10 protein-coding genes are annotated in these 13376 nt (G+C 68.5%); 2 read left to right on the top strand and 8 right to left on the bottom strand.

Annotated features, from left to right (window positions below; translation table 11 throughout):
- The first annotated feature begins 4 nt into the window (after positions 1-4).
- On the top strand, positions 5-508 hold the full coding sequence (locus J5J86_RS22825) for a TIGR00645 family protein (RefSeq protein ID WP_209102428.1): 504 nt from the start codon (positions 5-7) through the stop codon (positions 506-508).
- 60 nt (positions 509-568) lie between these two features.
- Here J5J86_RS22825 and rimM read toward each other — a convergent pair whose 3' ends face one another.
- The 8 genes from rimM to J5J86_RS22785 all read right to left on the bottom strand — a co-directional run bounded on the left by rimM (position 569) and on the right by J5J86_RS22785 (position 10841).
- Positions 569-1129 (bottom strand): ribosome maturation factor RimM, encoded by a 561-nt coding sequence (gene rimM, locus J5J86_RS22820; protein WP_209102426.1) that lies wholly within the window; start codon positions 1127-1129, stop codon positions 569-571.
- A gap of 145 nt (positions 1130-1274) precedes the next feature.
- Positions 1275-1634, bottom strand: coding sequence for a 30S ribosomal protein S16 (gene rpsP / locus J5J86_RS22815; protein WP_209102424.1), 360 nt, complete (start codon positions 1632-1634; stop codon positions 1275-1277).
- 133 nt (positions 1635-1767) lie between these two features.
- Positions 1768-3294 carry a signal recognition particle protein gene (ffh, locus tag J5J86_RS22810; protein ID WP_209102422.1) on the bottom strand — a complete coding sequence of 509 codons (1527 nt, stop codon included), beginning with the start codon at positions 3292-3294 and terminating at the stop codon, positions 1768-1770.
- A 219-nt stretch (positions 3295-3513) separates the two neighbouring features.
- Positions 3514-3831 carry a hypothetical protein gene (locus tag J5J86_RS22805; RefSeq protein WP_209102421.1) on the bottom strand — a complete coding sequence of 106 codons (318 nt, stop codon included), beginning with the start codon at positions 3829-3831 and terminating at the stop codon, positions 3514-3516.
- A gap of 264 nt (positions 3832-4095) precedes the next feature.
- Entirely contained in the window at positions 4096-5058 is a 963-nt protein-coding gene (locus tag J5J86_RS22800) for a hypothetical protein (protein WP_209102419.1), read from the bottom strand.
- A 340-nt stretch (positions 5059-5398) separates the two neighbouring features.
- Positions 5399-6880 (bottom strand): NAD-dependent succinate-semialdehyde dehydrogenase, encoded by a 1482-nt coding sequence (locus J5J86_RS22795; protein WP_274706647.1) that lies wholly within the window; start codon positions 6878-6880, stop codon positions 5399-5401.
- Between the two features lie 141 nt (positions 6881-7021).
- Complete coding sequence (locus J5J86_RS22790) at positions 7022-7243, bottom strand: hypothetical protein (RefSeq protein ID WP_209102417.1); 222 nt, start codon at positions 7241-7243, stop codon at positions 7022-7024.
- A gap of 343 nt (positions 7244-7586) precedes the next feature.
- Positions 7587-10841 (bottom strand): Rne/Rng family ribonuclease, encoded by a 3255-nt coding sequence (locus J5J86_RS22785; RefSeq protein WP_209102416.1) that lies wholly within the window; start codon positions 10839-10841, stop codon positions 7587-7589.
- 695 nt (positions 10842-11536) lie between these two features.
- Here J5J86_RS22785 and J5J86_RS22780 point away from each other — a divergent pair.
- Positions 11537-13138, top strand: coding sequence for an N-acetylmuramoyl-L-alanine amidase (locus J5J86_RS22780; RefSeq protein WP_209102414.1), 1602 nt, complete (start codon positions 11537-11539; stop codon positions 13136-13138).
- The last annotated feature ends 238 nt before the right edge of the window (positions 13139-13376 follow it).

The following is a 13376-nucleotide window of genomic DNA, read 5'->3' as shown; positions in this document are numbered from 1 at the left end:
GACGATGCTCGAACGCACGCTTGAACAGGTGCTGTTCCGCAGCCGCTGGCTGATGGCGCCCTTCTATGTGGGGCTGGTGGTGGCGCTGCTGGTGCTGCTGTTCAAGTTCGGCCACGAGCTTCTGCACTTCGTCTCCCATGCGGTGAGCGCCTCCGAGAGCGACATCATCCTGGGCGTGCTGACGCTGGTGGACCTGACCTTCACCGGCAATCTGGTGCTGATCGTCATCTTCTCGGGCTATGAGAATTTCGTCTCCAAGATCGACCCGAAGGGACATCCCGACTGGCCGGAATGGATGACGCAGGTGGATTTTGCCGGGCTCAAGCAGAAGCTCCTGGCCTCTATCGTGGCCATCTCGGCCATTGCGCTGCTGAAGGCCTTCATGAATCTGAAGCCGGATGCGGACCCGAGCTACCTGACCTGGCTCGTCATCATCCACGTGGTGTTCGTGGGCTCCAGCCTGGTGCTCGCCTTCTCCGATAAGATCAGCGGCGGCAAGGGGCACTGACAGGAAGCGCGCCTGACAGTCCGGGTCATCGCGGGGGCCCCGTTGCACCCGCCGGCGGACTCAGGCCTCGTCCGGCGCCGCGTCCGACGACGGGCCCTCAGCGCCACCTTGCGGCTCCCCCTCGATCTCGGCGGGCAGGTCGATGACCACGCGCCCCGCCGCCAGGTCCACCACCGGCACGGCGGCGCGGGTAAAGGGCACCAGGCGCGTCCGGCCTCCGCCCGTGGGGGCATATTCCAGGATGTCGCCGGCGCCGAAATCGAACAGGGCGGTCACCGTGCCCAGCGGCGCACCGTCTGGCGCCTCGGCGCGCAGACCGATCAGGTCGGCATGGTAGAAGGTGTCCTCATCCTCCGCTGGCGGCAGGGCGTCACGGGGCACGAACAGATCGGTATTGGTGAGCGTCTCGGCCGCATTGCGGTCGTCCACGCCCTTGAGGCGGGCGACGAAATGGTCTTTGGCCGGGCGCAGGCTTGCGACCGTGAAGGTGCGGGTGCCGGCCTCATTGGTGAGGGGATAGTCGAACAGCGCCTCCGGGTCCTCGCCGAAGACGAACAGGCGCACTTCGCCCCGCACCCCGTGCGGCGCGCCGATGCGCGCGATGAGAACACGGTCGGTCATGGCTGGCCCTGTGAGTTGGAAACGGTCTCCCCGCCGCCATGGCGGGAGGGAAAGCGCGCCGGCCCACGGAGCCGGCACGCATCAGGGTGTGGAAGGGGCCTCACCGCCCCGGCCGTCCCGGCCGGAAGGGGACCGCCCCCCAGCCTCACTCCGCGGAGGCGGCGGCAGCGGCGGCGGCTTCGGCGGCCTTGGCCCGCTCGGCAGCGCGCTCCTGGGCCTTCTTGCCGGGCTCGGCCTTCTGCGGGTTGTTGCGGGCTTCGCGCTTCATGAGGCCCTGGGCGTCGAGGAAGCGGGCCACGCGGTCGGTGGGCTGGGCGCCCTTTTCGAGCCAGGCCTTGGCCTTCTCCACGTCGATGGTGACGCGCTCACCGGCGATCAGCGGGTTGTAGGTGCCGATCTTCTCGATGAAGCGGCCGTCGCGGGGCGAACGGGCGTCGGCGACGACGATGCGGTAATAGGGGCGCTTCTTGGCGCCGCCGCGGGCGAGGCGGATCTTCAGGGACATGGGACTTTCCTTTCAGGACTTCAGTTTTCAGGCCGCGTCGCCTCGTGAGGGGTGACGGCGGGGTTGGGGTGGAGGCGCAGGCGACGCTCCGCCGGCCGGGGATCCGGCCGGGACGGTGCGCAGTGCCGCGCTGTCACTTCTTCTTCGGACCTCCAAGACCTGGAAGGCCGCGCGGCAGGCCGGGAAGCCCGCCGGGGAAGGTGGGGGGCAGGCCCTTGAGGCCCGGCATGGTGGGCGGCAGGGCACCGCCACCGCCCGGCATCTTCTCGGCCATCTGCTGGAGCATTTCCGGCGAGGGCGCCCCGCCGCCGCCGAGGCCGAACATGTTGGCCAGGCCCGCCATGGGGCCGCGCTTGCCGGCGGCGCCGCCCATGGCCTTCATCATGTCGGCCATCTGGCGATGCATCTTCAAGAGGCGGTTGATCTCTTCCACCTTGGTGCCGGAACCGGCGGCCACGCGCCGCTTGCGGGAGGCGTCGAGCACCTTCGGGTTCCGCCGCTCCTGGCGGGTCATGGAATTGATGATGGCCACCTGCCGGCGGAACACCTTGTCGTCGATATTGGCGGCGGCGATCTGGTTCTTCACCTTGGCGACGCCGGGCAGCATGCCCATGAGCCCGGACATGCCGCCGAGCTTCTGCATCTGGCCGAGCTGGTCGCGCAGGTCTTCGAGGTCGAAGGCGCCCTTGCGCATCTTCTCGGCGACGGCCTTGGCCTTCTCGACGTCGATATTCTCGACCGCCTTCTCCACCAAGGCGACCACGTCGCCCATGCCGAGGATGCGGCCGGCCACGCGCTTGGGATCGAAATCCTCCAGCGCGTCCATCTTCTCGCCGGTGCCGATCAGCTTGATGGGCTTGCCGGTAACCGCGCGCATGGAGAGCGCGGCGCCGCCGCGCCCGTCGCCGTCGGCGCGGGTGAGGATGATGCCGGTGAGGCCCACCCGGGCGTCGAACGCCTTGGCGGTGTTCACCGCGTCCTGGCCGGTGAGGGCGTCGGCCACCAGCAGCACTTCGTGCGGCCCGGTGGCGGCCTTCACCTCGGCCACCTCCGCCATCAGCCCCTCGTCCAGGGTGACGCGGCCGGCGGTGTCGAGCATCACCACGTCGTAATTGCCGAAGCGGCCCGCCTCCATGGCGCGGCGGGCGATCTGCACCGCCGACTGGCCGGCCACGATGGGCAGCGTCGCGACCCCCACCTGGGAGCCCAGCGTCGCCAATTGCTCCATGGCCGCCGGGCGGCGGGTGTCGAGCGAGGCCATCAGCACGCGGCGCTTGCCCTTTTCGGTCAGGCGCTTGGCGATCTTGGCGGTGGAGGTGGTCTTGCCCGAGCCCTGGAGGCCGACCATGAGGATCGGCACGGGGGCGGGGGCGTTGAGATCGATGGGATCGGCGTCCGAGCCCAGCATGGCGACGAGCTCGTCATTGACGATCTTCACCACCATCTGGCCGGGGGTCACGGACTTGACCACCTCGACACCGATGGCGCGCTCGCGCACCTTATCGGTGAAGCTCTTCACCACGTCGAGGGCGACGTCGGCCTCGATCAGGGCGCGGCGCACCTCGCGCATGGCTTCCCCGACGTCGGCCTCGGTGAGCGCGCCGCGCCGCTTGAGCTTGTCGAGTATGCCGCCGAGGCGGTCGGAAAGGCTGTCGAACATGGGTCCGTCCGGTGATCTCCGGCCGCAAGGCCAGAGGGGTTTCGCGAGGGTGCGCCCAACGCCCATCGCGCCCGAGGGCGCATCGCGCTGTCGGGCGGGGGCCTCCGGGCTCTCGGCCCGGTCGGCTGGATCGGCGTGGCCGTCCTCTTGAAGGGCGCGTTCTTAACACCCCAAAGCCGGCGAGACAATGGCCGGCAAATCGGGGGCGTCTTCACGCCATCATGAGTTCTTTGGCTCATAGCGGTATTTTTTCAACCGCAGGCGTGCCCGTTCCAGCTCTTCGTCCGTAAAGAGAACATGCCATCTCGTGTCTTCGGTCACCAGCGCTTCCACAGTCAGGTCCAACCTTCCAAGCTCGGATAGTTTTGCGTACCCGCTGGATTCCGTCTTAGAATTTATCAGTGTTTTTGCAGTACGGACGCCCCTGTTCGACATGAGCATTCCGAGGAAGTCATTTGCCTGGTATTTGGCTTCCTTCTTGGCTCTTTGATAAATCTGAAGCATGGCTTGATCGAACTGGGCTTCGATGTCCGCCATTTTAGGTCCTCCTCGCGCGAGCTTTCTCGTTTCTGGAGTCTCCACAAAAAAACGCCAATGAAAAGGTGTAGAAATCAAGGAGACAATCTTTGCCTGTAGGAGGTCGCGCGCTCCTCTCGCAAACGGCAATGCCCCCCTCCCTTGTGCGGCCCTAGAGCGCGATCCATCAGATTGAATCGATCTGATGGGTGAATTGCCCTCTAACCCATTGATAGAAAATGCGTGATCCGATCAGATGGCGACGCCATCTGATCGGCGCATGCTCTAAGGGTTCGCCCCGAACGGCCCGAACACCATGTCGGGCGAGCTGGTATTGTGGCGGGACGGCGTGAGCCGGCCCGCCCACAGCCCCAGCGCCTGGCCGCCGGGAAAATCCATGATCTGCCCTTCCTTCCAGCCGGCCGCGCCCGGCGCGCGCCAGGCCACCGATGACACGTCATTATTGAAAGCGGTCACATACATGGAGCGCAGCGCCGCGAAGGGGCGGTCGCCGGGCGTGCCGTCCAGGGTCACATCCAGCACCTGGCGCTCGGCATCCAGGGTGGTGATGCGCAGCTGAGCCGAGCCGCCGGCGGCGAATGACAGCGTGAAGGCGCCAAGGTCCGGCTGGAACGCCACTTCCTTCAGCCGCACCAGCGGGCGGCCCTGCACCTCCACCGGACCCAGCAGCACCGAGGAGCCATAGGCGGTCTCACGCAGCGGGAAGGGCGGCAAGGGGCGGGCGCGCCAATAGCCGTCGGGGGGATAGAAGACCAGCACCTCATACCGCCCGGCCCCTTGCGGCACGAAAAGCTGCACCATGTGGAGGCCGGAAAAGACATTCGCCCCGATGCGCACCGGCACATCGGCGGGCCGCCAGAAGGAGGGGAAAGTGAAGCCCACCAGGCGGTAATGGTCGGAGGTGAAGAGCACTTCGCGGCGCGGGCGGGCCGGCACCACCGGGTCCCCCGACATGTCGCAGGCGGTCCAGTCCGGCGCCGTGCGGTCACGCTGGAGGGTGCCGATATAAGCGGGATGGACCGCCTCCACCCGAAAGCGGCGTATGGCGGGATTGGAGAAGGTGAGCGCCACATTGTCCTTCTCGGCGCAGGCCTCCGGCACGCTGTCATTGCGCACGTCCGCCGCCACGGGGGTGATGGGCGCGTTTGGGCGCGGCACAGGCTGGGCTTGCGCCGCCCATGGCGCCAGGACGAGCAAGGCCACGAGAAGTAAGGCGTAGGCGCGCATGAATCCTCCCGTTTTCCCGATCATGCCCTGCCCTGGAGCGCCTGTCTGCGGTCGGGGTGCCCGCGATGCACAGCGTACGCCGCATGTGCAGCAACAGCCTGGCGCAAGCTTCGCGGCCTAAGGTGATCCCACTTCGGTCACCGGCTCCGATCTCCCCACCCTCGGATCGGTCGAAGCACAGCGCGGCGCCTCTTCCGCCCCCCACCCAGAGGCGCCGCGCTTTTTCTTTTTTCAAGCACACATGCCACGAACGAAAGAGCCCGCCGAAGCGGGCTCGTGACGGTGGTGCGCGCCTGCGGCGCAGTGCCGGCGCCCGCACAGGGGCGCCGGACTGTTCGGCTCAGAGCCCGCCGATGCACACATATTTGATGTTCAGATAGTCATCGCAGCCATATTTGGAGCCCTCGCGGCCCGTGCCGCTCTCCTTGACGCCGCCGAACGGAGCCACCTCGGTGGTGATGACGCCCGCATTCACGCCCACCTGGCCATATTCCAGCGCCTCGGAGACGCGGAAGGTGCGGCCCACGTCGCGGGTGAAGAAATAGCAGGCCAGGCCATATTCGGTGGAGTTGGCGAGGCGCACCGCCTCTTCCTCGGTCTCGAACTTGAAGACCGGGGCCATTGGCCCGAAAATCTCCTCGCGGGCAAACGCCATGTCGGCGGTGGCATCGGCGATCACGGTGGGCTCGAAGAAGGTGCCGCCCAGATCCGAGCGCTTGCCGCCGGTGACCACGCGGCCGCCCTTGTCGAGCGCATCCTGCAGCAGGCGCTCTACCTTGGCGACGGCCTTTTCCTCGATCAGCGGGCCTTGCACCACGCCCGGCTCCAGGCCGTTGCCCACTTTCAGCGCCTGGGAAGCGGCGGCCAGCTTCTCCACGAAGGCATCATAGATGCCGGCCTGGGCATAGAAGCGGTTGGTGCACACGCAGGTCTGGCCGGCATTGCGATATTTGGAGGCGATGGCCTGCTCCACCGCAAGGTCCAGGTCCGCATCGTCGAACACCAGGAAGGGCGCGTTGCCGCCCAGTTCCATGGAGATCTTCTTCATGGTGTCGGCGGACTGCTTCATGAGCAGCTTGCCCACGGGGGTGGAGCCGGTGAAGGTCACCTTCTTCACCAGCGGATTGGAGGTCATCTCGGCGCCGATGGCCTTGGCATCGCCCAGCACGATGTTGATGACGCCGGCGGGAATGCCCGCCTGTTCAGCCAGCACGCCCCAGGCGAGGCCGGAATAGGGGGTGAGTTCCGAGGGCTTGCACACCACGGTGCAGCCCGCCGCCAGCGCCGCGCCGATCTTGCGCGAGAGCATGGAGGAGGGGAAGTTCCAGGGGGTGATGGCCGCCACCACGCCCACCGGCTCCTTGGTCACCAGGATGCGGCGGCCGGGCCAGGGGGAGGGGATCACGTCGCCATAGAGGCGGCGGGCTTCCTCGGCGAACCAGCGCACATAGGCGGCGGAGGCGCCGATCTCGCCCTTGGCCTCGGCCAGCGGCTTGCCCTGCTCGGTGGTGAGCAGGCGGGCCAGCTCGTCGGTATTGGCGATGATGAGGTCGGCGAGCTTATGGAGGGCGATGGCGCGCTCGGCGGCGGTCTTGGCGCGCCAGCCCGGGAAGGCGGCGGCCGCGGCCTCGATGGCGCGGCGGGTCTCGGCGCCGCCGGCATCCGGCACGGTGCCCAGAAGGTCGCCGGTGGCCGGGTTCATCACCGCGATGGTGCCGCCGCCATCGGCATCCACCCATTTCCCGCCGATCAGCATCTGCTCGCGCATCAGCGCAAATTCGGGCGCATCGCCGGGAATGGGGGCGGAAGCGGTGAGGGCCATGGCGGGACTTCCTTCAGGACGGGACAGCGCGCTGAGCGCGGGAATGCCGCGCCGTCAGGGGCAAGATCGTCTCGCCCGGGACGGTCGGCGAAGGAGGCGGGAGCCGGCGTGCGCCGGGCGCGGAACCGCGCGGGCGGCACCCTACCTTATGCAGGTAATGGAGTGGAAGGGGACGATCTGTTCCTTGTGATGGTCACCCGCCGAGACTTGGCAGCGCAGATAATCGCGCCCCACGCTCACCGGGGCAAAGCCGGTGACGGTGGCCCCGCCCACCACCTGGATGACGAGGGCCTGGCCGTCCTTGACGGCCACCATGTCCAGGATCGCCTGGTGAAAATCATCGTCCTTGCACTGGCACTTCATGGTCGGCCTCCTGTCTTGCCAGAGACGGAGCCGGGCCGGTGGATCGCAGGCGCGACCCAGAGCGGCCGGGCCCTCGGTCTCCGATCAAAGCTAGGGCGGTCAGGATCGGGCGGCATTGATCGAACCCGCCGGATCGCCCCTGGCGTATCCTCCCCGCGCATTTTCGTGCGGACCTGTCGGCGGCGTGCATGGCACCGCCATGGGATCAAAGGATAACGCGGGCGGGGCCCTGGCGGCCATGCCACCTGCGCAGGGCTGCGCGCGGAGCTGTGCACCGGAAACGCAAGCGGCGCCGCCTCGGAGAGGCGGCGCCGCTGCATGAGCGTTCAAACGGACGGTCGGACTATTCGCCGAACAGCTTGCGCTGCCACCAGCCGGACTTGCGCTTGCCAGTCTCCTCGGCGGAGGCGGCTTCAGGGCTTGCCGTCTTGGTCTCCGGTGCCGCCTCGGGCGCGGGCTCGGAGGCCGGGCCCTCGCTCACGCCGGAGCCGCTGGCGAAGTCGGCATTGGAGATGGGCATCGACGCATCGGCACCCGTGGCATCGATGCTCGGCTCGGCCGCGACTGCGGGGGCCTCAGGGGTGGGGACCTCGGGGGCGGCTTCCACGGGAGCCGCTTCCACCGGAGCCGTTTCCGTCGGGGCGCTTGCCACGGGCTCTGCTGGAGACGATGCGGCGAGGGTTGGAGCCTTCTCGCGCACCGTGGAGCGGCGGCGGGTGGGCTTGGTTTCGGGCGCTGCCGGAACCTCGGCCGCAGGAGTCGACGTCAGCGGAGCCGGCGCCACGGGAGCCTCGGCGACGGGCGCCGGCGCGGCTTCCACGGGCGCGGAAGCCTGTTCGGTTGCGGCTTCGGGGGGCACAGCCTCGGCGGCGGGGCTCGTGGCGGTCTCGATCGCCGGATTGTCCGCCTGCGGCACCTCGGAAATGGCACCGGAGGCATAGGTCACAGGCGCTTCGGCTTCGGCTTCGGCTTCGGAAGAGGCCTCGCCGTTCTCGGCGCCCTCCTCATTGCTCTCGCCTTCGCCCTCACCCCGTTCGGACAGCGCGCCTTCCTCGCCCTCACGGCGATTGCGGCGGCCACCGCGACGGCCGCGACGGCGGCGGCGGCGCTCGTTCTGGCTCTCGGAGCGGTCTTCGTCGTCACCGTCCTCGCCTTCGGCATCCCCGTCGGCATCGGACGCGGCGGCGTCATCCTCGCCCTCGGCGGCTTCGCCTTCGGGACGCGGCTCGCGGGCTTCCACATCCCGCTCGCCACCCCGGCGGCGGCGACGGCGGCGGCGACGGCGCCCGCCATCCTCGCCTCGCTCGGAGGAGTCCTCGCTGTCCTCGGCGCTTTCGGTCGCCTCGGCGATCTCGGCCTCCTCCAGCGCCTCGTCCTCTTCCTCATACTCCTCCTCGGGGAGGATGGAATCGGGCTGCACCACGCGGCCGGACCGGGGCGCGGCGGGGGCGGGGGCGGCAAGGTCGCCCTTCTCGATCAGGAAGGGCTGGTGGCCGGTGACGCTCTCGTCGGCGCTGATGATCAGCGTCACGGAGAAGCGGTCCTCCAGCTCGCGCAGATGGGCCCGCTTCTGGTTCAGCACATAGAGGGCCACCTCGCCGCGGGTGCGGGCGACGAGGTTGTGGGTGGTGGAGCGCAGCAGCTGCTCTTCCAAGGCGCGCAGCAATTGCAGCGCCACGGAAGCGGCGGAGCGCACATGGCCGGTGCCGCCGCAGACGGGGCACACCTCGATGGAGCTTTCCAGCACGCCGGTGCGGATGCGCTGGCGGGACATCTCCATGAGGCCGAAATGGGAGATGCGGCCGACCTGGATGCGGGCGCGGTCATTCTTCAGGCAGTCCTTGAGCTTGCGCTCCACCGCCCGATTGTTCCGCTTCTCCTCCATGTCGATGAAGTCGATGACGATGAGGCCGGCGAGGTCGCGCAGGCGCAATTGGCGCGCAATCTCCTCGGAGGCCTCAAGGTTCGTCTTGAGCGCGGTGTCCTCGATATGGTGCTCGCGCGTCGCCCGGCCCGAATTCACGTCGATGGAGACGAGTGCCTCGGTGGGGTTGATGACGATATAGCCGCCGCTCTTGAGCTGGACCACCGGCGAGAACATGGCGTCCAGCTGATGCTCCACGCCGTATTTGGCGAAGATGGGCTGGGGCTCGCGATAGGCGATGACGTTCTTGGCATGGCTCGGCATGAGCATGCGCATGAAGTCGCGGGCTTCCTTGAAGCCCTCCTCGCCGGCGACGTGGATGTCGTCGATGTCCTTGTTGTAGAGGTCGCGGATGGCGCGCTTGATGAGCGAGCCTTCCTCATAAACGAGGCTCGGGGCGCTGGAGCTCAGCGTCAGCTCGCGCACCGTCTCCCACAGCCGCAGGAGATATTCAAAGTCGCGCTTGATTTCGACCTTGGTGCGGTTGGCGCCGGCGGTGCGCAGGATGACGCCCATCCCCTCGGGCACCTCCAGGTCCTGCACCACTTCCTTCAGGCGCTTGCGGTCCACCGCATTGGTGATCTTGCGCGAGATGCCGCCGCCCCGGGCGGTGTTGGGCATCAGCACCGAATAGCGGCCGGCCAGCGAGAGGTAGGTGGTGAGCGCCGCGCCCTTGTTGCCGCGCTCCTCCTTGACCACCTGCACCAGCATCACCTGGCGGCGGCGGATGACCTCCTGGATCTTGTAGGTGCGCCCACGCCGCTGGGGCATGCGCTCGGGCACTTCCTCCAGGGCATCCTCGCCGGAGCCGAGCTGCTCGACGACTTCTTCCTCGTCCTCGATCTGCTCGATATCGCTGTCGTCATCCTCGTCATCCGAAGAGGTCTCGACCGCCGCCGCCTCGGTGAAGGCGTTGAGGACGGGGGACTCTTCGCGCTCACCCTCGGGCGCGCTGGCGGCCTGCTCGGCCTCATGGCCATACGCCTGCTCCTGCGGGGCGGGAAGCGCCTCCGGGGCGGAGGGGGCGTCCTGGGTCGCCTCGAAGGGGGCCACGGGGGGCTCGACCCCGGCATCGACGGGCGCCTCGGGGGCCGCCTCGATCACAGCGTCGGTGCTGGCCTCGTCGTCCGCCGCAAGCGCGGCGTCGGAGGCGGGGGCCTCGTCGGCGTCGGAGGGGGGCTCGGCGACGGCATCCGCCACCGGGGCGTCATGATCCTCGTCGTCGTCGCCGCCGGAAATCTGGCCGTCCTCGATGGTCTCCACCACCTCGGCGTCCTCGATCTCCTCCACATTGCCCGACACGGCCTCGTCGCTGGCCGAGCGGCGGGGGCGGCTGCGCTCGCGGCGACGCTCACGGCGCTCATCCTCTTCGTCGGCGAGGCGGGCGGCGCGCTCTTCCTCCTCGATCAGGGCGAGGCGGTCGGCGACCGGGATCTGGTAATAGTCGGGATGGATCTCGCTGAAGGCGAGGAAGCCGTGGCGGTTGCCGCCATATTCCACGAACGCCGCCTGGAGGGAGGGTTCGACGCGGGTCACCTTGGCAAGGTAGATGTTGCCCCGCAACTGCTTGCGGGACGCGGACTCATAGTCGAATTCCTCGACCCGGTTGCCGCGCACGACCACCACCCGGGTCTCCTCCGGGTGGGTGGCATCGATGAGCATCTTGTTGGCCATGTAAATCTCTCTGGGCGGCGCTGCGGCCATGGGCGGACCCAAGGCTCGGCAACGGCCGGCGCGGCAAGGCCTGCGGACCGTCGTTGCGCCACGAATGAAGGCGGAAGGAAAGTGAGGGGCGGCGGCAGTCAGGCCTCAGCGCGACGCGCTCGGCGTCGGGGCACACGGGAGCACGCATTGCGCGGCGTTCGTGCGGTTGAGCGTCCATGCCCTGGGTGACCAGTCCCTCAAGCGAAGCGTTCGGATCGGACTGCTGTCCGACCCCGGCATATGGCCGCTCGGTCCCCCTTCGATTGGGTGTCCGGCCTATCGTCGAATGGCGACCCTCCGCCCTCGCACGCGTTTCGCGCGCTCGCCGGCCGGTCTCTGGCCTGGCATGGAAGCCCTGGCGGGGGAGATCGCGCGACGGGTGACACCTCAAGCCCGGCTGGGCCGGAGAGAGGTATCGGCGGGTGCCGCGCACCCGGGGCCGACCAGCCTGCTCCGGAACGCGAACCATATGCGAGTTCCTTCTTAAACGCCGAGCTCGCACCTTGGCAAGGTTCATGCCTGTTTGAGCGGCAACATTTAGCCGTGGCGCAAGGTTGCGCGGCGGCGATCCGGGCGCCGTGAACCCTCGATTAACGGCGGGCGCCTATCCCTTTCGTATGATAACGTTCGCCCACCGGCACGAGGTTCGGGACAAGGGTGAGCCCATGGTGGCGCACACGCGGCATGCCGCGCAGGTCCGGAACGCAAGACGCGCACGCACGGAGAGCTCCGGCGCGGCGGATGGCGGCTTTGTCTTCGCCACGCCTTATGTTCCTGCGGCAGCATGGCTTGTCAGGGCCTTCCGCCATACCCCGCGGTATCTCGGTTGCCGGAGCCCAAAAGCGGCCGTTCCTGCGCTGGCGGCCGTTCTGCTGGCGGTCCTCCTCCTCGCCACCCCGCTCGCCCGCGCCGGCGAGCCGACTGCACCGCCCGTTCCGGCAGATGCCGCCCCCGTTGCGGACGCCGCCTCCGTCCAAGGTGAGGATCTGGTCACCGGCTCCATTGCCGGCCAGCCCTCCTCCCAGCCCGGAGCGGCCAAAAGCGCGGTGCCTCCCGCACCGGCCCAGGCCGCCGTCCCGGATACATCCGCCGCCCAGGCCCCCGATCAAGCCGCCGCCCTCGATGCGCGGCTCGCCGGCGACGGGCAGCGCACCCGGCTGATCCTCGACCTCAGCAAGCCGGCGGAGTTCCGTGCCTTCACCCTTGCCAATCCCTATCGGGTCATCCTCGACCTGACCGACGTCACCTTCACGCTCGCAGAGACGCGGGTGCAGACCCGGCGCGGGCTCGTCTCCAGCTTCCGCTACGGCGTGCTGGCGCCGGGCAAGGCGCGCATGGTGCTCGACGTCACCGAGCCGGTGATGATCGACAAGGCCTTCGTGCTGCCGCCCGCCGAAGGCCAACCGGCCCGCCTGGTGCTGGACCTGGTGCGCACGGACGCGGCCACCTTCAACACCACGGTGGCCACCGCCGCCGAGGCGCGGGGCGCGCCCTCCGCCGCGCTCGCACCCGCCCCGGCGGCCGATGGCGACGTGCGCCCGGTCATCGTGCTCGACCCCGGCCATGGCGGCATCGATTCGGGCACGTCGGGGGCCTCCAGCTTCAACGAGAAGAACATCGTGCTGGACGTGGCCCTGGCGCTGCGCACCGAACTGGAGCGCTCCGGACGGTACCGGGTGGTGATGACGCGCAGCACCGACGTGTTCGTGCCGCTGGGCGAGCGGGTGCAGATCGCCCGCGCCAACCGGGCGGCCCTTTTCATCTCCATCCATGCGGACGCGCTCGCCCGCGACGATGGCAGCGCGCGGGGCGCCAGCGTCTACACCTTGTCCGAAACCGCCTCCGACGCCGATGCCGCCCATCTGGCGGAGAAGGAGAACAAGGCGGACCTGATCGCCGGCGTCGACCTTTCCGAGGAAAGCGACGAGGTGGCCGGCATCCTGTTCGACCTCGCCCAGCGGGAGACGCGCAACTTCTCCGCCACCTTCGCCCGCAACATGGTGGGCGCCATGAAGAGTGTCGGGCGGGTGCACAAGGCGCCCCTGAAGTCCGCCGGCTTCAAGGTGCTGAAAGCCCATGACGTGCCCTCCGTGCTGGTGGAGCTGGGCTACATGTCCTCCAAGGAAGACCTGAAGCTGCTCACCTCCGACGCCTGGCGTGAAAAGCTCGCCCAGGCCATGGCCGGGGCCATCGACGATTTCTTCGCGCCCCGCCTCGCAGGGGTCGGCCCCACCGGCGCGAGTCCCCGCCCTGCCGCGGGAAAGTGATCGCGCCTGCCCTGGGTCCGCTTTCCGCAGGGCGCCATTTCCCTGCGGCATGCGTCATATGACGCAACGTGAACCGCGACCTTGGTCGCGAAGCAGCCACTTTTGACCAACATAGCGGGACGTCAGGCGCCCGGTCCTGAGATCCGGACGGCGACGGGGAGCGACAGAGCGCGGGTGCAAAAGCCCGTGGTCGTGAACGAACCCTTGCGTCGCCGCCGGAGTTGGGGCTTGTGGGCGG

Source organism: Aquabacter sp. L1I39 (genome assembly GCF_017742835.1).
Classification (GTDB): domain Bacteria; phylum Pseudomonadota; class Alphaproteobacteria; order Rhizobiales; family Xanthobacteraceae; genus L1I39.
The sequence above is the reverse complement of the archived record's forward strand: the minus strand, read 5'-3'. Positions and strand labels throughout refer to the sequence as shown.

What these genes read in the sequence shown, in the direction of transcription:
- J5J86_RS22825 (WP_209102428.1), top strand. Translation starts at nt 5, where the DNA reads ATGCTCGAACGCACGCTTGAACAGGTGCTGTTCCGCAGCCGCTGGCTG.
- J5J86_RS22800 (WP_209102419.1), bottom strand. Translation starts at nt 5,058, where the DNA reads ATGCGCGCCTACGCCTTACTTCTCGTGGCCTTGCTCGTCCTGGCGCCA.
- ffh (WP_209102422.1), bottom strand. Translation starts at nt 3,294, where the DNA reads ATGTTCGACAGCCTTTCCGACCGCCTCGGCGGCATACTCGACAAGCTC.
- J5J86_RS22805 (WP_209102421.1), bottom strand. Translation starts at nt 3,831, where the DNA reads ATGGCGGACATCGAAGCCCAGTTCGATCAAGCCATGCTTCAGATTTAT.
- J5J86_RS22790 (WP_209102417.1), bottom strand. Translation starts at nt 7,243, where the DNA reads ATGAAGTGCCAGTGCAAGGACGATGATTTTCACCAGGCGATCCTGGAC.
- rimM (WP_209102426.1), bottom strand. Translation starts at nt 1,129, where the DNA reads ATGACCGACCGTGTTCTCATCGCGCGCATCGGCGCGCCGCACGGGGTG.
- rpsP (WP_209102424.1), bottom strand. Translation starts at nt 1,634, where the DNA reads ATGTCCCTGAAGATCCGCCTCGCCCGCGGCGGCGCCAAGAAGCGCCCC.
- J5J86_RS22785 (WP_209102416.1), bottom strand. Translation starts at nt 10,841, where the DNA reads ATGGCCAACAAGATGCTCATCGATGCCACCCACCCGGAGGAGACCCGG.
- J5J86_RS22795 (WP_274706647.1), bottom strand. Translation starts at nt 6,880, where the DNA reads ATGGCCCTCACCGCTTCCGCCCCCATTCCCGGCGATGCGCCCGAATTT.
- J5J86_RS22780 (WP_209102414.1), top strand. Translation starts at nt 11,537, where the DNA reads ATGGTGGCGCACACGCGGCATGCCGCGCAGGTCCGGAACGCAAGACGC.